Annotated in this window: 21 protein-coding genes; 10 read left to right on the top strand and 11 right to left on the bottom strand. The window is 63.5% G+C overall.

Going from position 1 to position 22,302, the window contains the following annotated elements:
• Positions 1–260 precede the first annotated feature (260 nt).
• The 6 genes from H7995_RS18915 (at position 261) to H7995_RS18890 (ending at position 7,798) form a co-directional block, all read left to right on the top strand.
• Positions 261–1,784, top strand: coding sequence for a fumarate hydratase (locus H7995_RS18915; protein ID WP_166590719.1), 1,524 nt, complete (start codon positions 261–263; stop codon positions 1,782–1,784).
• Between the two features lie 146 nt (positions 1,785–1,930).
• Positions 1,931–3,691 (top strand): ATP-binding protein, encoded by a 1,761-nt coding sequence (locus H7995_RS18910; protein WP_166590720.1) that lies wholly within the window; start codon positions 1,931–1,933, stop codon positions 3,689–3,691.
• Complete coding sequence (locus H7995_RS18905) at positions 3,691–5,019, top strand: sigma-54-dependent transcriptional regulator (protein ID WP_166590721.1); 1,329 nt, start codon at positions 3,691–3,693, stop codon at positions 5,017–5,019. The genes H7995_RS18910 and H7995_RS18905 overlap by 1 nt, the downstream gene beginning before the upstream one ends.
• A 172-nt stretch (positions 5,020–5,191) precedes the next feature.
• Entirely contained in the window at positions 5,192–6,511 is a 1,320-nt protein-coding gene (locus H7995_RS18900) for an MFS transporter (RefSeq protein WP_166590722.1), read from the top strand.
• 315 nt (positions 6,512–6,826) lie between these two features.
• Positions 6,827–7,042 carry a hypothetical protein gene (locus tag H7995_RS18895; protein ID WP_166590723.1) on the top strand — a complete coding sequence of 72 codons (216 nt, stop codon included), beginning with the start codon at positions 6,827–6,829 and terminating at the stop codon, positions 7,040–7,042.
• Positions 7,043–7,165: 123 nt separating this feature from the next.
• A complete protein-coding gene (locus H7995_RS18890) occupies positions 7,166–7,798 on the top strand; it encodes a flavin reductase family protein (protein ID WP_166590724.1) in 633 nt (210 codons plus the stop codon).
• Between the two features lie 9 nt (positions 7,799–7,807).
• Here the strand turns inward: H7995_RS18890 and H7995_RS18885 are convergent, their stop codons facing one another.
• Positions 7,808–8,071, bottom strand: a complete 264-nt coding sequence (locus H7995_RS18885; protein ID WP_166590725.1) for a hypothetical protein — start codon at positions 8,069–8,071, stop codon at positions 7,808–7,810.
• 9 nt (positions 8,072–8,080) lie between these two features.
• Entirely contained in the window at positions 8,081–8,446 is a 366-nt protein-coding gene (locus tag H7995_RS18880) for a putative quinol monooxygenase (protein WP_166590726.1), read from the bottom strand.
• Positions 8,447–8,782: 336 nt separating this feature from the next.
• Here H7995_RS18880 and H7995_RS18875 point away from each other — a divergent pair, with 336 nt between their 5' ends.
• The gene (locus H7995_RS18875; protein ID WP_166590727.1) at positions 8,783–9,712 is read left to right on the top strand and encodes an AraC family transcriptional regulator; all 930 of its coding nucleotides are present in this window, start codon (positions 8,783–8,785) and stop codon (positions 9,710–9,712) included.
• Between the two features lie 61 nt (positions 9,713–9,773).
• On the opposite strand, the gene H7995_RS18870 is transcribed toward H7995_RS18875, so the two are convergent.
• From H7995_RS18870 to H7995_RS18845, 6 genes are all read right to left on the bottom strand, one after another.
• Positions 9,774–10,829, bottom strand: coding sequence for an ABC transporter ATP-binding protein (locus H7995_RS18870; protein WP_185818727.1), 1,056 nt, complete (start codon positions 10,827–10,829; stop codon positions 9,774–9,776).
• 18 nt (positions 10,830–10,847) lie between these two features.
• Positions 10,848–11,696: an ABC transporter permease gene (locus tag H7995_RS18865; protein WP_166590729.1), complete on the bottom strand. Its 849-nt coding sequence runs from the start codon at positions 11,694–11,696 to the stop codon at positions 10,848–10,850.
• On the bottom strand, positions 11,693–12,601 hold the full coding sequence (locus H7995_RS18860; protein WP_166590730.1) for an ABC transporter permease: 909 nt from the start codon (positions 12,599–12,601) through the stop codon (positions 11,693–11,695). The genes H7995_RS18865 and H7995_RS18860 overlap by 4 nt, the downstream gene beginning before the upstream one ends.
• Positions 12,602–12,794: 193 nt before the next feature.
• On the bottom strand, positions 12,795–13,898 hold the full coding sequence (locus tag H7995_RS18855) for an ABC transporter substrate-binding protein (protein ID WP_185818726.1): 1,104 nt from the start codon (positions 13,896–13,898) through the stop codon (positions 12,795–12,797).
• 216 nt (positions 13,899–14,114) lie between these two features.
• Positions 14,115–15,563, bottom strand: coding sequence for an aldehyde dehydrogenase family protein (locus H7995_RS18850; RefSeq protein ID WP_182342054.1), 1,449 nt, complete (start codon positions 15,561–15,563; stop codon positions 14,115–14,117).
• Positions 15,560–17,197 carry a 5-guanidino-2-oxopentanoate decarboxylase gene (locus tag H7995_RS18845; RefSeq protein WP_185818732.1) on the bottom strand — a complete coding sequence of 546 codons (1,638 nt, stop codon included), beginning with the start codon at positions 17,195–17,197 and terminating at the stop codon, positions 15,560–15,562. The genes H7995_RS18850 and H7995_RS18845 overlap by 4 nt, the downstream gene beginning before the upstream one ends.
• Positions 17,198–17,356: 159 nt before the next feature.
• Here H7995_RS18845 and H7995_RS18840 point away from each other — a divergent pair, with 159 nt between their 5' ends.
• Positions 17,357–18,238 carry a LysR substrate-binding domain-containing protein gene (locus H7995_RS18840; RefSeq protein ID WP_166590733.1) on the top strand — a complete coding sequence of 294 codons (882 nt, stop codon included), beginning with the start codon at positions 17,357–17,359 and terminating at the stop codon, positions 18,236–18,238.
• Positions 18,239–18,433: 195 nt separating this feature from the next.
• Here the strand turns inward: H7995_RS18840 and H7995_RS18835 are convergent, their stop codons facing one another.
• On the bottom strand, positions 18,434–19,048 hold the full coding sequence (locus H7995_RS18835; RefSeq protein ID WP_185818725.1) for an NAD(P)-dependent oxidoreductase: 615 nt from the start codon (positions 19,046–19,048) through the stop codon (positions 18,434–18,436).
• A gap of 46 nt (positions 19,049–19,094) precedes the next feature.
• On the bottom strand, positions 19,095–19,979 hold the full coding sequence (locus tag H7995_RS18830; RefSeq protein ID WP_166590735.1) for an MBL fold metallo-hydrolase: 885 nt from the start codon (positions 19,977–19,979) through the stop codon (positions 19,095–19,097).
• Positions 19,980–20,094: 115 nt separating this feature from the next.
• Here H7995_RS18830 and H7995_RS18825 point away from each other — a divergent pair, with 115 nt between their 5' ends.
• Positions 20,095–21,000 (top strand): LysR family transcriptional regulator, encoded by a 906-nt coding sequence (locus H7995_RS18825; protein ID WP_206684659.1) that lies wholly within the window; start codon positions 20,095–20,097, stop codon positions 20,998–21,000.
• 125 nt (positions 21,001–21,125) lie between these two features.
• Positions 21,126–21,302 carry a hypothetical protein gene (locus H7995_RS18820; RefSeq protein ID WP_166590737.1) on the top strand — a complete coding sequence of 59 codons (177 nt, stop codon included), beginning with the start codon at positions 21,126–21,128 and terminating at the stop codon, positions 21,300–21,302.
• Between the two features lie 6 nt (positions 21,303–21,308).
• Here H7995_RS18820 and H7995_RS18815 read toward each other — a convergent pair whose 3' ends face one another.
• The gene (locus H7995_RS18815) at positions 21,309–22,205 is read right to left on the bottom strand and encodes a helix-turn-helix domain-containing protein (protein WP_182342065.1); all 897 of its coding nucleotides are present in this window, start codon (positions 22,203–22,205) and stop codon (positions 21,309–21,311) included.
• Between the last annotated feature and the right edge of the window lie 97 nt (positions 22,206–22,302).

The following is a 22,302-nucleotide window of genomic DNA, read 5'->3' as shown; positions in this document are numbered from 1 at the left end:
GCCTTGGATCACTTTAGTGTTGCTGCTCGAAAATGACCATTCAATTTTTGTGGAGCTGCCCCGGGTCGCGTCTCATTGTTATGCGACCTTGGTTTGACTGCCGGCGGGTGTACCCGGCGGCGAGGCGCGCTATACTGCCGCGCCTTTTTAGCGTCGCGCCAGCAACCCCGGCGTGCCCTGAAAGGTGTTTGCAGCCGACCGATGCACCCCACTGCAAACACCTTTATTAAATGTTCCCGTCTTTTAGAGGAGCGCGACTCATGACCGTGATCAAGCAAGACGACCTGATTCAGAGCGTTGCTGACGCCCTGCAGTTCATTTCGTACTACCACCCCGTGGACTTCATCCAGGCGATGCACGAGGCCTACCTGCGCGAAGAATCGCCAGCGGCCCGCGATTCGATCGCGCAGATCCTGATCAACTCGCGCATGTGCGCCACCGGCCACCGGCCGATCTGCCAGGACACCGGTATCGTCACCGTGTTTGTCCGCGTGGGCATGGACGTGCGCTGGGATGGCGCGACCATGGGCCTGGACGACATGATCAACGAGGGCGTGCGTCGCGCCTACAACCTGCCGGAAAACGTCCTGCGTGCGTCCATCCTCGCCGACCCGGCCGGTGCTCGCAAAAACACCAAGGACAACACCCCGGCCGTGATCCACTACTCGATCGTCCCGGGTAACACCGTGGAAGTCGACGTGGCAGCCAAGGGCGGCGGTTCCGAGAACAAGTCGAAAATGGCCATGCTCAACCCGTCCGACTCGATCGTCGACTGGGTGCTCAAGACCGTTCCGACCATGGGCGCTGGCTGGTGCCCACCGGGCATGCTCGGCATCGGCATCGGCGGCACCGCCGAGAAAGCCGCTGTGATGGCCAAGGAAGTGTTGATGGAGTCCATCGACATCCACGAGCTCAAGGCTCGCGGTCCGCAGAACCGTATTGAAGAAATGCGCCTGGAGCTGTTCGAGAAGGTCAACCAACTGGGCATCGGCGCCCAGGGCCTAGGTGGCCTGACCACCGTGCTCGACGTGAAGATCATGGACTACCCGACCCACGCCGCCTCCTTGCCGGTGTGCATGATCCCCAACTGCGCCGCCACCCGTCACGCGCACTTCGTGCTCGACGGTACAGGCCCGGCCTCGCTGGAAGCGCCACCGCTGGACGCCTACCCGGAAATCGTCTGGGAAGCCGGCCCGTCGGCCCGTCGCGTCAACCTCGACACCCTGACCCCGGAAGAAGTGCAGAGCTGGAAGCCGGGCGAAACCGTGCTGCTCAACGGCAAGATGCTCACCGGTCGCGACGCAGCGCACAAGCGCATGGTCGAGATGCTGAACAAGGGCGAAACCCTGCCGGTCGACCTCAAGGGTCGCTTCATCTACTACGTCGGCCCGGTTGATCCGGTGCGCGAAGAAGTCGTTGGCCCGGCAGGCCCGACCACCGCGACGCGGATGGACAAGTTCACCCGCCAGATCCTCGAGCAGACCGGCCTGTTGGGCATGATCGGCAAATCCGAGCGCGGTCCGACCGCCATCGAAGCGATCAAGGACCACAAGGCCGTCTACCTGATGGCCGTCGGCGGCGCGGCTTACCTGGTGGCGCAAGCCATCAAGAAATCCCGCGTGGTGGCTTTCGCCGAACTGGGCATGGAAGCGATCTACGAGTTCGACGTCAAGGACATGCCCGTCACCGTTGCGGTCGACAGCCAGGGCGAGTCGGTACACATCACCGGTCCTGCCATCTGGCAGAAGAAGATCAGTGACAGCCTGGCGGTAGAAGTGCAGTAAGCACCCACACCCCAGCCAATAAAAGCCGCGCTGTTTACCACAACAGCGCGGCTTTTTTTATGGCACCTGCGCACTGCGCGGACACTCCGCCAACGCCGCGCTGCATGCTATCGTGCGCCCCCGACCCCGTAGCCTGTGCCCATCGCATGCCGCCTATTTATCGTTCTCTGCGCCTGATGTTCTATGTCCTGCTGATCGTGGCCGGCACAGTCCTGGTGACCGCCGCCGCCATGCACCACGCCGAACGCCAGACCCTGGCGGACGACGCTCAGCGTGCCAACCAGCAGTTGGCCTTGTACGCCACCTCCCTGCATACCCTGATCGAACGTTACCGCGCCCTGCCCGCCGTGCTGGCGCTGGACCCGGAGTTGCGCTCGGCGCTGACCGGCCCGGTGAGCCCGCAACAGCAGGACGCGCTGAACCAGAAGCTGGAAAAAATCAACGGTGCGGCCCAGTCGTCCACCCTCGAACTGCTGGACCGCAACGGCCTGGCCATCGCGGCCAGTAACTGGCGCCTGCCCAGCAGCTATGTCGGCCACAACTACGGTTTCCGTCCCTACTTCAGCCAGACCCGCAGCCAGGGCACCGGCCGCTTCTATGCGGTGGGCGTGACCAGCGGCATTCCCGGCTACTTTCTGTCCAGTGCGGTGCTTGGCGACAACAATGAGTTTCTCGGCGCCATGGTGGTCAAGCTGGAGTTTCCAGAGCTGGAGCGCGAATGGCGCCAGGGCACCGACACCCTGCTGGTCAGCGACGCTCGCGGCATTGTGTTCATCGCCAACCAGCCAGGCTGGCGGTATCGCCTCCTTGAAGCACTGTCGCCGACCGACCTCGCCGAACTCAAGGCCACCCGACAATACGACAAACAAACGCTGGTGCCCCTGCCCCACGAACGGCTTCGACGCTTTGACGACAACAGTTATCTCGTCCGGGTCGAGGGTCCCGACGGCCCGGCCCAGTACCTCTGGGAGTCACTGCCCCTGAGTACCGAAGGCTGGACGTTGCACCTGTTGCGGCGCCCGCAGGTGGCCTTCGAAGATTTGCGCAACGCCGCACTGGCCGCCGCCGGCGTGTGGCTGACGCTGGTGTTTGTGCTGCTGTTCCTCAGCCAGCGCTGGCGTATCGCCAAGCTGCGCCAGCGCAGCCGCGAGGAACTGGAACGCCTGGTGGAGGAACGCACCCGCGAGTTGCGCACAGCCCAGGACGGCCTGGTGCAATCGGCCAAACTCGCCGCCCTGGGGCAGATGTCGGCGGCCCTGGCCCACGAGATCAACCAACCGCTCACCGCCCAGCGCATGCAACTGGCAACCTTGCGCCTGCTGCTGGACCATGGCCGCGTCGATGATGCCTACAAGGCACTCAGACCGCTGGATGACATGCTCACCCGAATGGCGGCCCTCACCGGCCACCTGAAGACCTTCGCCCGCAAGAGCCCCAGCGGATTACGCGAGCCACTGGACCTGGCCGCGGTGGTCGACCAGGCCATGCACCTGCTGGAAGTGCGCCTGCGCGATGAACAGATCCACTGCACCGTAGACCTGGTCCGCCCGGCGCGGGTTCGCGGGGACGCCATTCGCCTGGAACAGGTGCTGATCAACCTGCTGCGCAATGCCCTGGATGCCATGCGCGACAAGCCACTCAAGCGGCTGCACATCCGCCTTGAGGCCGATCAACAGCTGTGGCGCCTGAGCGTCACCGACAGCGGCGGCGGGATTGACGAGCAAGACCTGCCCAATGTCTTCGACCCGTTTTTCACCACCAAGCCGGTGGGTGATGGCCTGGGACTGGGGCTGGCCGTATCCTTTGCCATCATTCATGAACTCGGCGGCCGCCTGACGGCCGAGAACCACGGCGACGGCGCACGCTTCACCGTGACCCTGCCCGTCGACCTGGAGGCACAGATCTGATGTTGAACTCGGTAATAGTGGTCGATGACGAACGCAGCATTCGCGACGCCGTCGAGCAATGGCTGAGCCTCTCGGGATTTCAGGTCAAGCTGTTCAGCCGCGCCGAGGAGTGCCTGGCGCAGTTGCCGGTGAACTTCCCCGGGGTGATCCTCAGCGACGTGCGCATGCCGGGCATCAGCGGCCTGGAACTGCTGGCCACCCTGCAACAACGGGATGCCGAGCTGCCGGTGATCCTGTTGACCGGCCACGGCGATGTGCCAATGGCGGTCGATGCCATGCGCGATGGCGCCTACGACTTCCTGGAAAAACCCTTCAGCCCCGAGACCTTGCTCAACAGCCTGCGCCGGGCCCTGGACAAGCGCCGGCTGGTCCTGGAAAACCGCGCCCTGCACGAGCAGGCCGACCACCGCAGCAAACTGGAGGCCAGCCTGCTGGGCGTGTCCCCGGGCCTGCAGACCCTGCGCCGGCAGATCCTGGACCTGGCCGGCCTGCCGGTAAACGTATTGATTCGCGGCGAAACCGGCAGCGGCAAGGAGCTGGTCGCTCGCTGCCTGCATGATTTCGGTCCACGCGCCGACAAGCCCTTCGTGGCCTTGAACTGTGCGGCGATCCCCGAGCAACTGTTCGAGGCCGAACTGTTCGGGCACGAAAGCGGCGCCTTCACCGGCGCCCAGGGCAAACGTATCGGCAAGCTGGAATACGCCGACGGCGGCACCTTGTTTCTCGATGAAATCGAAAGCATGCCGCTGGCCCAGCAAGTCAAATTGCTGCGCGTGCTGCAGGAACAGAAGCTCGAGCGCCTGGGGGCCAACCAGAGCATCGATGTCGATTTGCGGATCATCGCCGCGACCAAACCCGACCTGCTGGATGAAGCCCGCGCCGGGCGTTTTCGCGAAGACCTGGCCTATCGGCTCAACGTCGCCCAGTTGCGCTTGCCGGCGCTGCGTGAACGGCGCGAAGACATTCCCTTGCTCTATGCCCACTTCAGCCGTGCGGCGGCGCAACGCCTGGGCCGCAGCGTCGCGCCCTTGAGTGGCCCGCGGTTGAGTCGCCTGCTCAGCCATGACTGGCCGGGTAACGTGCGCGAACTGGCCAACGTTGCCGAGCGTCAGGTCCTGGGCCTGGATGATCATGAGCCGGACGCCGTCGAACCCGGCCAGTCGCTGGCAGCCCAACAGGAAGCCTTTGAAGCGCAGTGCCTGCGCGCCGCCCTGACTCGGCACAAGGGCGACATCAAGGCCGTGCTCGAAGAGCTGCAACTACCCCGCCGCACCTTCAATGAAAAACTCCAGCGCCACGGCCTGACCCGCGAAATGTTCCTGGGCTGAATGCTCGGCGGATTTTCGCTCATCGAATCTGGCAAATGAGCGGATTTCCGCTCATTAACCCCGGCAAACCCCTCTAGAACGGCCCTGCACAAGCTGGCACGGCTCCTGCTATAGCCCCTGCAGGCTGCGTTTCATCGCGCTCCACAAAAACAATTAAATGAAGGATCCTTCAATGGATAACTCCAACTCCTTGCCACTTGGGTCGGCTGCCGCGCCGGCCAAAGAAAGAACCACCTCGAGCCGCATCAAATCGATTTTCAGCGGTTCTGTCGGCAACATGGTCGAGTGGTATGACTGGTACGTCTACGCCGCATTCTCCCTGTACTTCGCCAAAACCTTCTTCCCCAAAGGCGACACCACCGCCCAACTGCTCAACACCGCCGCGATCTTCGCCGTAGGCTTCCTGATGCGTCCGATCGGTGGCTGGCTGATGGGGCTGTATGCCGACAAAGTCGGACGCAAAAAGGCCCTGATGGCCTCGGTCTACCTGATGTGCTTTGGCTCGCTACTGATCGCCCTGAGCCCAGGTTACGAAGTCATCGGCATCGGTGCGCCGATCCTGCTGGTGTTCGCGCGCTTGCTGCAAGGCTTGTCGGTAGGTGGCGAATACGGCACCTCCGCCACCTACCTCAGCGAGATGGCAACCAAGGAACGTCGCGGCTTCTACTCCAGCTTCCAGTATGTGACGCTGATTTCCGGCCAGCTCATCGCCCTGGCGGTCTTGATCGTCCTGCAGCAACTGCTGACCACCGAAGAGCTGTACGCCTGGGGCTGGCGCATCCCGTTCGCCATCGGTGCGTTGTGCGCCGTGGTCGCGCTGTACCTGCGTCGTGGCATGGAAGAAACCGAGTCGTTCACCAAAAAAGAGAAGGCCAAGGAAAGCGCGATGCGCACCTTGATGCGCCACCCCAAGGAACTGCTGACCGTCGTCGGCCTGACCATGGGCGGCACCCTGGCGTTCTACACCTACACCACCTACATGCAGAAGTACCTGGTGAACACGGTCGGCATGAGCATCAGCGACTCGACCACCATCTCGGCGGCGACCCTGTTCCTGTTCATGTGCCTGCAACCGATCATCGGCGGCCTGTCGGATAAAATCGGCCGACGCCCGATCCTGATCGCGTTCGGCGTATTGGGCACCCTGTTCACCGTGCCGATCCTGACGACCCTGCACACCATCGAGACCTGGTGGGGCGCGTTCTTCCTGATCATGGCGGCGCTGATCATCGTCAGCGGCTACACCTCGATCAACGCGGTGGTCAAAGCTGAACTGTTCCCGACCGAAATCCGCGCCCTGGGCGTGGGCCTGCCGTATGCCCTGACCGTCTCGATCTTCGGCGGCACCGCGGAATACATTGCCCTGTGGTTCAAGAGCATCGGCATGGAAACCGGTTACTACTGGTACGTCACCGCCTGTATCGCCGTCTCGTTGCTGGTGTACATCACCATGAAAGACACCCGCAAACACTCGCGGATCCTCACCGACTGATCCACACCCCCGTAGGAACTGCCGCAGCCCGCGGCGGTTCCTACAGACCTATCCTCGTACCTCCCCTCCCGATTAATGATCCGTTAATTCCCCTACGACACTCTGTTGTCATCTGAGTCCTGAACGACGTCTCGTCCGTCCATGGCATTCGGCCCTCCCTGGGGGGAAGCCGCACTGCAATCTGTCAGTGACGGCACACACATCGAATTAATCGATTACTAAAGGCTATTTTTTGAGCTTTTACATCAGTTTTGTACGAGTAGTATGAACTCCATACCGCACGCCCAAAACGTCAACGAACCTGGAGTACAGACCATGAAAATCCAACTGATCCTCGCCTTGACCCTCTCCGTACTGGCTGCCAACACCTTCGCCGCCGATGGCTTTGACCGCACCGGCTCGGCTGTCGCCGCCGATGGTTACGACCGCACTGGCGCTGCTACCTTCGCTGCAGATGGCTACGACCGCACTGGCTCGGCGACTGTTGCCGAAGATGGCTACGATCGTACCGGCTCTGCCTCCATCAGCTAAGCCGTGAATGCCCCCCCACGAAGCCCGGCTCATGTCGGGCTTTGTGCTTTTTGCTCACCCCGGCACACTGGCAATACAGGCAATCGCCCTGCACTATTGCGCCTCACCTTGACGGAATCCCCCATGCCCGACGACATCCACTACTACGAACCCGCCAACGGCCACGGCCTGCCCCACGATCCGTTCAACGCCATCGTCGGCCCACGGCCTATCGGCTGGATTTCCTCGCAGGACGGCCAGGGCCGCCTGAATCTGGCGCCCTACAGCTTTTTCAATGCGTTCAACTACATTCCGCCGATCATTGGTTTTTCCAGCGTCGGGCGCAAAGACAGCCTGAACAACATCGAGCAGACCGGTGAGTTCGCCTGGAACCTGGCCACCCGCCCGCTGGCCGAGCAGATGAACCAGAGCTGCGCCACGGTCCCGGCCGACGTCAACGAATTTGAACTGGCAGGACTCACCCCCGTCGCCTCGAAAATCATCCAGGTGCCGCGCGTCGCGCAAAGCCCGGTGTCCTTCGAATGCAAGGTGACCCAGATCATTCAGTTGCAGCGTGCCGACAAGCAATTGGTGCCGAGCTGGCTGATCCTCGGCGAAGTGGTCGCCGTGCATATCGCCAAGTGGCTGCTCAAGGATGGGGTGTACGACACCGCCGCGGCAGAACCGATCCTGCGCGGCGGCGGTCCGGCGGATTACTTCCAGCTGGGGCCCGAGGCCCTGTTCAAGATGTACCGCCCGGGGGCGACCAAGGCCTGAGGGGATGCGTTACCAGATGAGCTCGCCGTCCTCGCTGACGTCGGCCAGTCGATCCAGTTGCTGCTCGGCAGCCAGGTCGGCCTCCAGGGCAGTCTTGAACGTCTGGTCGATCAGCACCTTGTTGAAACGCGGGGCGCCCGACCCACCGAGGGCCTTGACGGCGATGGCGGCGGTGTAACCGTCGTCGCCGCGCACGGCGGCAGAAACGGCTTCGAACTGTGCAAACTCTTTACGTGCCATGTTGCGGATCCTGGCCAATGGAAAGTCGGCCATTCTAAACCTTCAGCCGGCCAACTGCTGCATGGCCACCGCATCGCAGGACGGATACCCGGCGCGAGCCTGGTCGGCGCCGACATCGCTGAAGGTGTGGAAGTCCAGGCTGTGCACCACCAGCTCCTGGACCAACTCGCCGAAAACGGCCATGGCCGGGCTGCTGAAATAGGCGGTCATGGCCGACTGGTCGACCCAGGAGCCGGACACCAGCCACAGCTGGGGGTCACACAACGAGTGCTGCAGGGCAAAGTGCAGGTTGCCACTGGCCTGGCGCGTAGGCTCGATCAGGCGGCTCAAGCGCGCGCCCAACTCCATCGAGCGGCCGGCCTGGGCGCGGACCAACGCCATATGGCTGACGGGAATTTGCATGGACATGTTCATCGCTCCCTGGATGTAGACACTCGGCAGCCTGAGAGAAGCTGCGACAGGACCAGAGAGTAAGCGCCAGGCTCAACACCCGTTAGTCAATTCCTGCCGGCTTCTTGCACAATCCTGCACCGACCGCCGGCACACCGCGGTGCCGAGCGCCTCTACCCGATGAAGATGACAAGGGTGTTTCAAGCAACGATCGCCGCCCTTTGCCCCGGTCCTGCAGACGGCAATGACCACCACGGCAGGATCAGGCAAGTTTTACGCAGGATCGGCCTAGCCCCTCGACTTGCACAAACTTAAGCTATGCCCATCCCATCAGCCTTGCCAAGGATGTTCGCCATGTCACCTGTGGATACAACCCACACGCCGCTGGACGCCAGCCTGGAGCACCAGCGCGCGGAACTGGCGACCATCATCCGACGTAACACCCAGGAGGACGGCAGCTACGCCACCGCCATCGACGCGCTGGTGCTGTCACGCCATAGCCAGTCCCACAATTTTGCCCCGGTGCTCGCGCAACCGGCGTTGTGCATCATGGCCCAGGGGCGCAAGGAGGTGCGGTTGGCCGACGAGCTGTTCGATTACGACCCGCTCAACTACCTGGTGGTCTCGGTCTCGATGCCCCTCAGCGGACGGGTGGTGGATGTCTCGCCCGAAGCGCCGATCCTGGCCTTGCGCCTGGACATCGACCCGGCAGAAATCACCGCGTTGATTGCCGACGCCGGTCCCCTCGGCGTGCCCGCGCGCCCCACCGGGCGCGGCCTGTATGTCGAAAAACTGGATCAACCGATGCTCGACGCCGTGCTGCGCCTGGCACGCTTGCTGGACACCCCCAAAGACATCGCCATGCTCGCGCCACTGATCCGCCGGGAGATTCTCTACCGTCTGCTGCGCAGTCCCCAGGGCCACCGGCTGTATGAAATTGCCATCGCCAACAGCCAGAGCCATCGCATCAGCCAGGCGATCAAATGGCTCAACGGCCACTTCGAGCAGCCGCTGCGCATCGATGATCTGGCCCGCGAAGTCAACCTGAGCGTCTCGACCCTGCACCACCGGTTCAAGGCAATGACCGCCATGAGTCCGCTGCAATACCAGAAGCAACTGCGCCTGCAAGAAGCGCGGCGCTTGATGCTGGCCGAAGGCCTCGACGCCTCGGCGGCGGGATACCGCGTGGGCTATGAAAGCCCCTCGCAGTTCAGCCGTGAATACAGCCGGTTGTTTGGCGCACCGCCGCTGCGGGACCTGGCGCGGTTGCGCCTGTCTGTCTGACCAGACCTGATGGCCCCATCGCGAGCAAGCTCGCTCCCACATTAGAGGAGCGAGCGGTCAGTCAGGCGCCCAACACGCGGCAAGCCTCGGACGGGATGGTCACCGACACCGGATTGCCAATGCTCAGCCCAATGCCCTGGCACGGTGTGCTCAAGGCCGTCAGCGAGACCCCGGAGCACTCCACCGTGGTTTCGATGGTCGCGCCGATGTCCCGCACAAACGTCACCTTGCCCAGCAGACGATTGCCCGCCGTCGCCTGGGGATGGGACAGTTGCAGGTCCTCGGGACGTACCAGCATCTTGAGCTTCTCGCCGACCACGATACTGCTGCAGATCGGCACCGACAGCGCGTCACCGCCCGGCAAGCTGACCCTGCCGTTGCCCAGCGCGGTGGCCGGGAAGATATTGCCCGAGCCGATGAAGTCCGCCACGAACGCGTTGGCCGGATGCCGGTAGATCTCGATCGGCGTGCCGATCTGCTGGATCCGGTGCTCGCCCAGGACCACCACGATGTCGGCCATGGTCATGGCTTCGCGCTGATCATGGGTGACCATGATGGTGGTGATGTTCAGGCGCTGTTGCAGTTGGCGAATTTCCACCTGCATCGACTCCCGCAGCTTGGCGTCCAGGGCGGACAGCGGCTCATCGAGCAGGAGGATTTTCGGGTGCGCGGCAATCGCCCGGGCAATCGCCACCCGCTGGCGCTGGCCACCGGAAAGCTTGGCCACCGGGCGATCGATCATCGGTTGCAACTGGATCAGCTCCAGCAACTCCACCACCCGCGCCTGCTGCTCGGCCTTGCTCACGCCGCGCAGTTTCAGCGGGTAGGCGATGTTCTCGCCCACGGTCATGTGCGGAAACAGCGCCAGCGACTGAAACACCATGCCGAAGTTGCGCAAGTGCGCCGGGGTGTGGCCAATGTCCTCGCCGTCCAGGCGAATCTCGCCACCACTGAGGGTTTCCAGGCCGGCGATCATCCGCAGCAAGGTGGTTTTGCCACAGCCCGAGGGGCCGAGAAAACACACCAGCTTGCCCTCGGGTAAATGCAGGTTGACGTCCCTGACCGCGCAGGCCGAGCCGTAGTATTTCTCGACGTTTTCCAGAATCAGACCAGTCATGTGAATCACCTCAAGCAATCAGAAGGAAACGCCGCCTTCGCCCACCAGCTTCTCCAGCGCCCAGATCAGGACGAAGTCGATCAGCACGATCAGCACGGCAAACGAAAAGACGGTGGGGTCCAGCGATGACACCGTGCGGCTGTACATCCAGATCGGCACGGTCATGACATCGATGGTGTAGAGGAAGTAGGTCACCGTGAACTCGTTGAACGAGACGATGAACGCCAGCAGCATCCCGGCCAGGATCCCCGACTTCATCAAGGGCACCACCACATCGACGATCGCCCGGGTCGGCGAGGCGCCGAGCATCTGCGCCGCCTCTTCGACTTCACTGCCGATCGACAGCATCGCCGCCGTGCAGTTCTTCACCACAAAGGGCAAGGCCAGGATCACGTGGGCAATCACCAGCCGCGAGGTGGTCATCTGGAACGGCAGGCTGTCGAACACCAGCAGCAAGGCCAGGCCCAGCACCACCATCGGGAACACCAGCGGCAGCGACATCAGTTGCAGGGCCACCGCCTTGCCGCGGAACTCGCAACGGGTCAGGGCATAGGCCGCCGGCACTGCGATCAGCGTGGCGAACACCATGGTCAGGCACGCCACCATCAAGCTGGTGCTCATGGCCTTGCCCAGACTCAGCACATCGCTGGCATCCGGCGAGACAAAGGTGTGCCAGGCGGCCTTGTACCATTGCAGGCTGTAGCTGCTGGGCGGGAAGTCGAGGTTCGACGCACCACTGAACGACATGACGATCATGGTCAGGATCGGCAGCACCGCCAGCAGCAGGATGAAACCCGACAACACGCCCGCCAGCTTGCCGGTGTCGCCCGGCAACAGCGCCAGACGTGGCTTGAACAAACGACTCATAACGAAGCCTCCAGCATGCGCCGGCGACGGCCGGTGACGTATTCAGACAGGGTCATGATCGCCAGCGTGGTGACAATCAGCACCACGCCGGCAGCGGATGCGGCGGGCCAGTTCATCAGTGGGGCGATCTGGTCGTGCACCATCACCGCCAGCATCGGCACGCGGCGGCCACCGAGCAGCAAAGGCACCACGAAGCTGCTGGCGTTGTAGGCAAACACCAGGGTCGCACCGGTGATGATGCCGGGCAGGCTCATGGGCAGCACCACCTGGCGAAACACCTGCAGGCGGCTGGCGCCGAGGGTCGCGGCGGCTTCTTCATAGCTGCGGGCGACCCCACGCATGGCACTGGCAATCGGCAGTACGGCCAGGGGGAACGCGGTTTGCACCAGGCCCATCAATACGCCGTTCTGGTTGTACAGCAGCATGATCGGCCGCTTGATCAGGCCCAGGCCCATCAACGCCTGGTTGAGCATCCCCCCCGGGCCGAGAATCACCAGCCAGCCATAGCTCTGCAGCAGCAGGTTGACCAGCAACGGCAACAGCACCGCCGCCAGGAACACCCGTCGCAGCAAGGGCGACGTCAGGCGCGACATGGTGTAGGCCACCGGGATCGCCAGCACCACGGCGATCACTGCGCTGATCAGCGCCAGGCGCAGCGTCAGCAGCAAGGACTTGAGGTAATAGGGTTCCAGCAACTGGGCGTAACTGGCCAGGCTGAAGCCGCTCCACTCCGCACCTTTGGTGCCCACGCTCATGCGCAGCACCAGCAGGCTGGCCGCTATCAGCACACCGAGGAACAGCATCGAAGGCGTGAGGAAAAACCAGGCACGCGCCGTCGGCGAAACACCCCGGTTGCGGCGCACGACAGCAGCGCCGACCGGGTGGGTCAGGGGTTGGTGTTCCATAGCAATGATCTCGTCAATGGAAAGCAACTGACAAATACAGACCTCAAGGGCACTTTGGCCCCTGTGGGAGCAAGCTTGCTCGCGATGACTGCAGGGCAGTCGCCAATGGTGTCGACTGACACTGCACTATCGCGAGCAGGCTCGCTCCCACCGGGAATCCTCAGTGGCTGAAGGTCCTGTGGTGGTCACTCGATCAGGAAGAAAAGATTTCCGTGTAACGACGAATCCATTGGTCGTGCACGCTCGCCAGGAAGGCGTTGTCGTGCATGATCGCCTTCTCGGCAATCTGCTCCGGCGTCAGGATATACGGGCTCTTGCGGGCCTCGGCGGAGATGATGGCCTTGGCGTTGACCGGGCCGTTGAAGATGTCTTCGGCCATCTTGCCCTGGACCAGCGGGTCCAAAGAGTGGTCGATGAAGGCGTAGGCCAGGTCGGTGTCGCCGGGACGGTTCTTCGGCATCACCGACAGCATCAGGTCGGTGTAGAAACCTTCCTTCATGCCAAAAGTAGCGCCCAGGCCGTAGGCCGGATCGCGGATCTGCTTGGGGAAAAACGCCGGTGCGTACAGCCCGCCCATGTCCAGGGACCCGGTGCGGAACAGCTCAGCGATCTGGTTGGGGTTCTCCCCCAGGGTCACGACCCGGTCCTTGAGCTCGGCAAGCTTCTTGAAGCCCGGCTCGATGTTGTGTTCGTCACCGCCGGCCAGTTTCGCGGCGATGATGATCAGGTCCATGGCCTCGGTCCAGTTCGGCGGCGGCAGGAAGATACTCGGCGCCAGCTCTGCATCCCATAACGCGGCATAGCTGGTTGGCGCTTCACTCAGGGTGCGGGTGCTGTAGACCAGGCTGTTGCACCACAGCAGGTAACCAATGCCGTGGCCGTTGGCACCGGTGCGGTATTTTTCCGGTACGTCGAGCAGGTTGGGAATGCGGTTGAGGTCGGGCTTTTCCAGCAGGCCGGCGGCGGCCAGGCCTTCGGCACCGACCCCGGCCAGGGTGATGATGTCGTACTGCGGGCGATCACCTGCGGCCTTGAGCTTGGCGACCATTTCCGAGGTGCTGCCGGTGCGGTCGGCGATGACCTTGGCGCCGGTCTTGGCCTCGAAGGTCGCGGCGATGTTGCGCAGTGCCGCCAGGCCCGTGTCATCGGACCAGGTCAGCAGACGCAGGGTCTTGCCTTGAAAGCGCGTGTCACTGGCGTTGGCGCGGATGAACGGCATGCTCATGGCGGCGGCCGCCACCGAGGCAACCCCAACGGTCTTGATGAATTGTCTTCTGTTCAGATCATGCTCGCCCATAAAGGACTCCCTCTATTGTTGTTGATTTGAGGTGGCTGCATCCCTTGCGACCGCGCTGTTCGACCGCTGCCAACCCCAGTGTTACCGGGGCTTTGGCGATGTCGGCGGGTTCATCCTGAGGTCACGCCCTGGGCGCAACAATCGAAAAAAAATCATTGAAGCCATGTCCCGCACGCATGCCTCGTGACGAGGCATGCGTGGCCCGTTTTCGGGCGCTCAGACCGCGCGTATAACGTGTTTGATTTCCTGGAAAGCCTGCAAACCCCACGGCCCCAACTCGCGGCCGAGACTGCTCTGTTTGTAGCCACCCCAGGCCGCCTGCGGGAAGATCACCTGCGGCGCGTTGATCCACACCAGGCCCGCCTGCAGGGCGTTGGCGACCCGCTGCGCCGCGCTCGCGTCACCGCTGACGACACTGGCCACCAGGCCGAACTGACTGTCGTTGGCCAACGCGATGGCTTCCTGCTCGCTGGCAAAACGGCGCACACACAGCACCGGGCCAAAGATCTCTTCGCACCACAGCGCACTGTCCAGGGGCACGTCGGTGAACACCGTCGGCTGCAAAAAATACCCGCGCGGCAGGTCCGCCGGACGCCCGCCACCGCACACCAGGCGCGCACCGGCGCTCAGGCCGCGATCGATGTGGCCCAGTACCCGCTGGTACTGCGCCTGATTGACCAGCGCGCCCATCTCCACCTCGGGGTCGAACGGATCAGCGACCCGGATCGACTCGGCACGGGCTTTCAGGCGTTGCAGGAACTCATCCGCCAGCGCATCGGCCACCAGCACCCGGCTGGTGGCGGAACACATCTGCCCGGCGTTGAAGAACCCGCCGCCACTGGCCAGCTCCACCGCCAGGTCGAGGTCGGCGTCGGCCATCACCAGCAACGACGACTTACCGCCCAGCTCCAGGCTCACGCCCTTGATGGTTTCCGCCGCACGCTGCATGACCTGGACGCCCACCGCGTTGCTGCCGGTGAAGGAAATCTTCGCCACCCGCGGATCGCTCGACAGCGGTGCACCCACTGCCAGGCCGGTGCCGCAGACCAGGTTGAACACGCCGTTGGGCAAGCCGCTGCGGGCGATGATCGCCGCCAGTTCCAGCTCCGGCAGCGGGGTGACCTCGGAGGGCTTGAGCACCACGCAGCAACCGGCGGCCAGGGCCGGCGCGAGTTTCCAGGCGGTGGTGACCATGGGGAAATTCCACGGCACGATCAGCCCGACCACGCCGCAGGGTTCCCGGCGTACGCGGGCGGCAAACGCCTCGCTCGGCAGCTCCAGCGGGCTGTCCTGGCTGGCGTCCAGCGCCTCCGCCAGGCCGGCGTAATATTCGAAAGTGGCGATCACGTCATCGACGTCGATCCCGGCTTCAAACAGCGGTTTGCCGTTGTTGCTCGACTGCAGGTACATCAGCCGCTCCCGGCCGGCCTGCACGCCCGAGGCAATACGACGCAGGATCGCCCCACGCTCGGCGCCCGAGGTGTTCGACCATTGGGCAAAGGCTGCGGTGGCGGCACTCAGTGCGCGATCGACCGCGCCTTCGTCGCCGCCGTTGACCGTGGTCAACAGGGCTTCGGTCGCCGGGTTGATGACCCGCAGGTGCTCGCTGCCCGCCGACCATTGGCCATCGATGTACACACCGTCCAGGGTGATAGGGAAGCTCATGCCAACACCGCCTTTTGCCATTGGTTCTGGTCGATCTCAATCAGGCTCGGGCCCTGGCGATCCACTGCGGCACGCAGCGCCGCACGGAGTTCATCCACCCCGTTGACGGTCTGTGCCGCACAGCCCAGGCCCTTGGCCACGGTGATGAAATCCGGGGTGTAGATGTCGACGCCCACCGGTTCGATGGCACGGTTGACCATGTACTTCTTGATCTCTTCGTAGCCGTTGTTATTCCACAGCAGGACGATCACCGGCGTGCGCGCTTCCACGGCACTGGCCAGTTCCGGCAAGGTGAACTGCAGGCCGCCGTCACCGATCAGGCACACCACCGGAGGCCGGGTGTCGCGTGCCTGGCCACCGCCGAGCCAGGCGCCGATGGCCGCCGGCAGGGCATAACCGAGGGTGCCGTAACCGGTGGACGAGTTGAACCAGCGACGCGGGCGCTGCGGGTTGAACGTCAGGTTGCCGCTGTACACCGGCTGGGTCGAATCGCCGACGAATACCGCCTCTGGCAAGACCTCCTGCACGGTGTGCAGGAACAGGGTCTGGGCCAGGGTCGGGGCGTCCCAGGTGCTTGCCAGTTCAGCCCGCAGGCTGGCGGCACGGGCCTGGCCCCAATCGCTGCGGCGCTCGGCCAGGGCATGCTTGGTCACGCCGTCGAGCAGGGCCTGGGCGGCATATTGCGCATCCGCCACCAGCGCGACTTTCGGCGGGTAGTTGCGCACGGTCTGGTCCGGGTCGATGTCGACCCGCAGCAGCGTCCCGGGAATCTCGAAGCCGCCGGCAAAGGTCACGTCGTAATCGGTTTCCGCCAGCTCGGTGCCGATCGCCAGCACCACATCGGCGTCCGCCACCAGGGCACGGGTGGCCACCAGGGACTGGGTCGAGCCGATCAGCAAGGGGTGCTCTGCCGGCAACATGCCTTTGGCATTGATGGTCAGGGCCACCGGCGCGTCCAGCAACTCGGCCAGGCGGGTCAGCTCGGCGGCGGCATCAATCGAGCCGCCACCGGCGAGAATCAGCGGACGCTGGGCGTTTGCCAGCCACTCACTCATCTGCGCCACGGCCGACGGCGCGGCACCCGCGCGAGTAATGCTCACTGGCTGGCTATCGAGCAGGAAATCGGCGTCTTCCACCAGCACGTCGAGGGGAATCTCGATGTGCACCGGACGCGGGCGCCCGGCCTGGAACAGGGCGAAAGCCCGGGCCAGCACGCCCGGCAGCTCGGCGGCCGACATCAGCGTATGAGAGAACGCTGCCACACCCGCCACCAGGGCACCCTGGTTCGGCAGTTCGTGCAACTTGCCACGACCACCGCCCAACTGGCTGCGCGACTGCACGCTGGAGATCACCAGCATCGGGATCGAGTCGGCATAGGCCTGGCCCATGGCCGTGGTGATGTTGGTCATGCCGGGGCCGGTGATGATGAAGCACACCCCGGGTTTGCCGCTGGTGCGGGCATAGCCGTCGGCCATGAAGCCGGCGCCCTGTTCATGGCGCGGGGTGACGTGGTTGATGCTCGAACGGGCCAGCCCGCGATACAGCTCAACGGTGTGGACCCCGGGAATGCCGAACACCTGCTCGACCCCGTAGCCTTCGAGTAACTTGACCAATACTTCGCCGCACGTCGCCATGTCTTTGCCCTTCTTGTTCGTTGAGACGCTGACCCCGCGCGACATTTTTTGCTGCGCGACGGGGCTCAGTCATGGCGTTATTGGAACGGTCCGCGGGTAGCCGCAACAATCGATAAAAAGTCATACTCGCCATGTCCTCACCTCATGCCTTGGCGTCCCATGAAACGACTTCCTCCCCTCCCCGCCCTGCACACGTTTCTGATCACGGCCCAGTGCTGCAATTTCACCCGGGCGGCCGAGCAGTTGCACATCACCCAGGGTGCCGTGAGCCGGCAGATCGCCGGGCTGGAAGAACACCTGGGGTACACGCTGTTCCACCGCCAGGCACGGGGCTTAAGCCTGACGGCTGAGGGCCAGGAATGGCTGCCGCGCATCCAGCAGGTGTTCGGGCTGATCGACGAGGCGGTGGAACAGGTCGGCGCGCACCGCGAAACCCTGCAGCTCAAGGCCCCGACCTGCGTGATGCGCTGGTTGCTGCCACGGTTGCTGCAATGGCAGAAGGAGCGTCCGGACGTGCCGGTGGAGCTGACCACCACCGTGCACCATGGGGTGGATTTTCACCGCGAACAGTTCGATGCCGCCGTGATGTACGGCGTACCACCGGACAGCACGCTGGCGTCGCTGCGCCTGTTCGATGAACAGCTGACGCCCGTCTGCTCCCAGCCGCTGCTCGATGGCCCGGTGCCGCTGCGCAGCCCGGCAGACCTCGACCAGCACTTGCTGCTGCACCCCACGCGGGATCAACGGGACTGGAAAGCCTGGCTGAAAGCCGCGGACGTCAACCTCAGTACGGTGGGCAAGGGCCAGCACTTCGAGACCCTCGACCTGGCGATGTCGGTGGCGTCCCAAGGTACCGGGGTGGCGATTGGTGACTGGTCGTTGATTGGCGATGACCTGAGTGCCGGACGGCTGGTCATGCCCTTTGCGCTGAAGGTGCGCACGGGGCTGGCGTACTACCTGGTGTTCCCGCAGAAACCCGGGCCATCACCGCAGTTGCGCGAATTGATGGAGTGGCTGGTGTTGCAGGCGCAGGCGCGTTGAGCTGCCGGAGCGCCACTGTTCTCCCTGTGGGGCGAACCGGGCGGCGCTCCGTCTGCTCGCGTTGGGGCCGGCACAGCCAACATCGATGGTCCCTGACACACCACTATCGCGAGCAAGCTCGCTCCCACAAGCTTGATGGCTGTATGCAAAATCTGCGAGCACCTGGCCCTGTGGAAGCGGGTTCCAGCTCCCTGCTCAGTAGCCGACGGTGAAGCGCTGGCGCGAATGGGCGGGTTGCTCGACTTCGTCCAGCAGCGCAATGGCGTAGTCGGCGAAGGTGATCCAGCTCTTGCCCTCGGCACTCACCAGCAGTTCATCCCGGCCAAGACGGAAACGGCCGGTACGCTCGCCTTCGACAAACAGCGCCGACGGTGAAAGGAAGGTCCAGTCCAACTGCTGCTCCTGGCGCAGCGCGTCGAGAAACAACGCTCCGGCACTGGCTTCGGCCTTGTACTCGGCCGGGAAGTCCGGGGCGTCGATGACTCGGCTGCCATCTGGCAACAACAACGAACCGGCACCACCCACCACCAGCAGGCGCTTGACCCCGGCCGCCTTCACCGGGCCGATCACGGCGCTGGCCGGGATGCTCGCGAAGTGCGCCGCGCTGATCACCAGGTCATGCCCGGCCACCGCCGCTTGCAAGGCGGTGGCATCCAGCACGTCGAGGCTTTGGCTCACGACACCTGCGCGGGCAGCGAGCTTCGAGATGTCCCGGGCGATGGCGGTCACGCTATGGCCACGACGCAGGGCTTCTTCCAACAGTTGGCTACCGGCACGGCCGGTGGCGCCAATCAGTGCGATCTTGCTCATGAACAGTGCTCCAGTGATTGAGGTTGGCTAACGACAGGGTGACGACTCACCACTGCATCTCGCCCTTGGCGACTTTGGCGCTCAGCTCCAGGGAGCTTTCCTCGCCCAGGTTCGGGTAACGCTTGTGCATGGCGGCGATCAGTGCGGTGGAGTCCTTGGCCTTGGCGGTTTCTTCATCAAAGGCCTTGATGTACTCGGCGGTGAAATGCACGGCGGCCAGCGAGCGGCTGCTGTCACCCAGGTAGTGACCGGGAACCAGCGTCTGCGGTTGCAGCTTGACGATCTGGTCCAGGGTGCTCAGCCAGTCGGCATGGGACTGCGCGCTCTGGGTGTCCGCCATCCAGACGTGGATGTTTTCCGCGACCACCACGCCGCCAACCACCGCCTTGATCGACGGGATCCAGACGAAACTGCGGTCCGGCTGCTTGCCGTCCAGGCCCACGATGTCCAGGGTCTGGCCTTCCAGGCTCAGGCTATGGCCCTTGAGCACGCCGGGGATGATGGTTTTAGCGGGGACGTCGGCGCCCATTTTCGGGCCCCAGAACTTGAGTTTGCCTTCAACCGTGGCCTTGATGTGATCCACCGTCGGTTGCGAGGCCAGCACCTTGGCGTTGGGGAACGCCGCTGTCAGGGTGTCCAGGCCGAAGTAGTAATCCGGGTCACCGTGGCTGATATAGATGGTGGTCAGTTGCTTGCCGCTGGCGCGGATTTTCTCCACCACCTGCTGGGCCTGGGACTTGCCGAACTGGGCATCCACCAGAATCGCTTCTTTTTCGCCGCTGACCAGCACCGAGCTCACCGGGAAGAGGGCCGCGGTGCCCGGGTTATAGACGTCCAGGGTCAATGCCGCAGTGGCGGCCGCGGCATGCGCGGCAAAACCGAGGGTGGCGGTGGCCAGTAAAAGGCGTTTGAAGGTGCTGAAACCGATCATGGTGCTGCTCCGTGTTCCGAGGGCCGGGTTTGGCGATGGGACAGAGCTTAGTTGCCTGACTCGCTACAAAAAATGCGATGCTTGGACATAGTTTGTTTCTGAAAGCGGGCAAATCATGGATCGTCTTCAAGCAATGCGCGTGTTCGTCAGCGTGGTCGACCTCGGCAGCCAGTCGGCCGCCGCCGACCACCTGGACCTCTCCCGCCCGGTGGTGTCGCGCTACCTGGCGGAACTGGAAGACTGGGTCGGCGCCCGGCTGATGCACCGCACCACACGCAAGCTGAGCCTGACCGCCGCCGGCAGCGAGATCCTGCCCCGCTGTCGGCAGATGCTTGAGCTGTCGAGCGACATGCAGGCCGCCGTCAGCGAGCCGGATGAGGCGCCACGCGGCCTGCTGCGCATCAGCGTCAGTACCTCGTTCGGCCAGGCGCAACTGGCCGATGCCATGGCCGCCTACGTCAAGCGCTTCCCCGGGGTCAGCATCGACCTGCAAATGCTCGACCGTACGGTGAACCTGGTGGATGAACGCATCGACCTGGCGATTCGCACCAGCAACGACCTGGACCCGAACCTGATCGCGCGGCGCCTGACCGTCTGTCGTTCGCTGATCTGCGCCTCCCCGGCGTACCTGCTCGAACACCCGGCACCGCAGCAGGTGGAGGACCTGCGCCTGCACAATTGCCTGACTCACTCCTACTTCGGCAAGAGCCTGTGGCACTTCGAGCAGGCGGGGGAACAGGTCTCGGTGCCGGTGCAGGGCAACATCAGCGCCAACGAGGCCAGCACCCTGCTGCGCGCCGCCATGGCCGGCGCCGGGATAGCCATGCTGCCCAGCTATCAGGCCCATGTGCACATTCGCCGTGGCGAACTGGTCCGCCTGCTGCCCCACGCCGAGCCACGGCAGATGAACATGTACGCAGTGTATGCCTCACGCAAGCACATGCCGGCGGCGTTGCGCAGCATGCTGGACTTTCTGGTGGTGAGGTTTCCGCAAGAGCCGGAATGGGACGAGGGGCTGTAGGCGCTATTGCGTCATCACGGCCCTGAATATCCGCCTACAAGCGCAGGCTGTATTCATGGCATCCAGGCACAGCTGACCTATGCTGATAGGTAGTACCCCCGGGTATTCGTTCAGAGGTCGATGCCATGAACATTAAAACAAGACGGTATTTCGCGATCTTCATTACCTGCACCGCCACACTGGCGCTGTATGGCACCGCCGCCTACCGCGTCGAACAGGCCAGGCAACAACCCAGGGTCGCGGCCAGTTGTGGCGTTGACCAGTGCATTCCACACAACGCGACCCTGAATGCCCTCAGGTAGAGGCACTCACTCCTGGGCGCGCTGATCGCTCTTGAGGCGATCACGAAACGCCTTGGGCGAGATGCCGACGCGGCGGCGGAACAGCCGGGTGAAATTGGTCGGGTCAGAGAAGCCCAGCAGATCGGACATCTCGTAAATCGTCATGTTGGTGTAGGTCAGCATGCGCTTGGCCTCGAGCAACTGGCGCTCGTGCATGATCTGCAACGCCGGCTGCCCCGCCAGCTCACGGCACGTGCCGTTGAGGTGGGACACCGAAATCCCCAGGCGATGGGCCAGGTCCTCGACCTTGACGTGCTGGCGATAATTCTCTTCCACCAGTTGAATGAAGCCATTGAGGTATTCCCGGGCGCGCTGCGGACGCTGGTGGACGCTTCGGCGCTGGATCACCTGGCGGCTGACCCAGACCAGGATCACGCTGACCAACGCATGCATGAGCATCTCGCGCGCCGGTTGATGGCCGTTGTACTCCGCCTGCAAGGCGCTGAACAGGTTATTGAGGTAGTCGGCCTGAGCGCCTGCCGGGTAACTTTCGGCCTGGGCCAGGGCGTTGACCGAATGGCCCAGTTGAGCGTGCAGATGAGCCACCAGGGGGGCCGCCAGGGTCAGGATAAAACCCTCGACATCCTCACTGAAGCGAAAACCGTGGATCGACAGTGCCGGCAGGATCTGGATCCCAGGCTCGTCAAGCCGGCTCAGTTGGCCTTCGATTTCGAGTTCTGCCTGGCCTTTGAATACAAACAGCAACTGACATAAATCGGCATGACGGTGGGGTTTGATTTTCCATTGGTGTTCGCGGCTGCGCTGGGAGATGGTTTCGCAATGCAGCAAGTCCGGCGTCGGCCAGTCCAGACTTTCACCGTAGAGTTTGAATACTGGAATCGCAGGAAGGGCAGGCTTGTTCATAACGTCAGTCCAGGCCTCAGCGTAGCGGGCGATAGTCGCCCCGATTGGCGAAATGTACAGGTTTGGGCTCAGTGTTCACGCTCAATTGACCGACTCA

This window comes from Pseudomonas kielensis (genome assembly GCF_014236655.1).
Classification (GTDB): Bacteria; Pseudomonadota; Gammaproteobacteria; order Pseudomonadales; family Pseudomonadaceae; genus Aquipseudomonas; species Aquipseudomonas kielensis.
Note: the sequence above shows the minus strand (reverse complement) of the source record. Positions and strands in the feature narration are given on the sequence as shown.

What these genes read in the sequence shown, in the direction of transcription:
- H7995_RS18915 (WP_166590719.1), top strand. Translation starts at nt 261, where the DNA reads ATGACCGTGATCAAGCAAGACGACCTGATTCAGAGCGTTGCTGACGCC.
- H7995_RS18910 (WP_166590720.1), top strand. Translation starts at nt 1,931, where the DNA reads ATGCCGCCTATTTATCGTTCTCTGCGCCTGATGTTCTATGTCCTGCTG.
- H7995_RS18905 (WP_166590721.1), top strand. Translation starts at nt 3,691, where the DNA reads ATGTTGAACTCGGTAATAGTGGTCGATGACGAACGCAGCATTCGCGAC.
- H7995_RS18900 (WP_166590722.1), top strand. Translation starts at nt 5,192, where the DNA reads ATGGATAACTCCAACTCCTTGCCACTTGGGTCGGCTGCCGCGCCGGCC.
- H7995_RS18895 (WP_166590723.1), top strand. Translation starts at nt 6,827, where the DNA reads ATGAAAATCCAACTGATCCTCGCCTTGACCCTCTCCGTACTGGCTGCC.
- H7995_RS18890 (WP_166590724.1), top strand. Translation starts at nt 7,166, where the DNA reads ATGCCCGACGACATCCACTACTACGAACCCGCCAACGGCCACGGCCTG.
- H7995_RS18885 (WP_166590725.1), bottom strand. Translation starts at nt 8,071, where the DNA reads ATGGCCGACTTTCCATTGGCCAGGATCCGCAACATGGCACGTAAAGAG.
- H7995_RS18880 (WP_166590726.1), bottom strand. Translation starts at nt 8,446, where the DNA reads ATGTCCATGCAAATTCCCGTCAGCCATATGGCGTTGGTCCGCGCCCAG.
- H7995_RS18875 (WP_166590727.1), top strand. Translation starts at nt 8,783, where the DNA reads ATGTCACCTGTGGATACAACCCACACGCCGCTGGACGCCAGCCTGGAG.
- H7995_RS18870 (WP_185818727.1), bottom strand. Translation starts at nt 10,829, where the DNA reads ATGACTGGTCTGATTCTGGAAAACGTCGAGAAATACTACGGCTCGGCC.
- H7995_RS18865 (WP_166590729.1), bottom strand. Translation starts at nt 11,696, where the DNA reads ATGAGTCGTTTGTTCAAGCCACGTCTGGCGCTGTTGCCGGGCGACACC.
- H7995_RS18860 (WP_166590730.1), bottom strand. Translation starts at nt 12,601, where the DNA reads ATGGAACACCAACCCCTGACCCACCCGGTCGGCGCTGCTGTCGTGCGC.
- H7995_RS18855 (WP_185818726.1), bottom strand. Translation starts at nt 13,898, where the DNA reads ATGGGCGAGCATGATCTGAACAGAAGACAATTCATCAAGACCGTTGGG.
- H7995_RS18850 (WP_182342054.1), bottom strand. Translation starts at nt 15,563, where the DNA reads ATGAGCTTCCCTATCACCCTGGACGGTGTGTACATCGATGGCCAATGG.
- H7995_RS18845 (WP_185818732.1), bottom strand. Translation starts at nt 17,197, where the DNA reads ATGGCGACGTGCGGCGAAGTATTGGTCAAGTTACTCGAAGGCTACGGG.
- H7995_RS18840 (WP_166590733.1), top strand. Translation starts at nt 17,357, where the DNA reads ATGAAACGACTTCCTCCCCTCCCCGCCCTGCACACGTTTCTGATCACG.
- H7995_RS18835 (WP_185818725.1), bottom strand. Translation starts at nt 19,048, where the DNA reads ATGAGCAAGATCGCACTGATTGGCGCCACCGGCCGTGCCGGTAGCCAA.
- H7995_RS18830 (WP_166590735.1), bottom strand. Translation starts at nt 19,979, where the DNA reads ATGATCGGTTTCAGCACCTTCAAACGCCTTTTACTGGCCACCGCCACC.
- H7995_RS18825 (WP_206684659.1), top strand. Translation starts at nt 20,095, where the DNA reads ATGGATCGTCTTCAAGCAATGCGCGTGTTCGTCAGCGTGGTCGACCTC.
- H7995_RS18820 (WP_166590737.1), top strand. Translation starts at nt 21,126, where the DNA reads ATGAACATTAAAACAAGACGGTATTTCGCGATCTTCATTACCTGCACC.
- H7995_RS18815 (WP_182342065.1), bottom strand. Translation starts at nt 22,205, where the DNA reads ATGAACAAGCCTGCCCTTCCTGCGATTCCAGTATTCAAACTCTACGGT.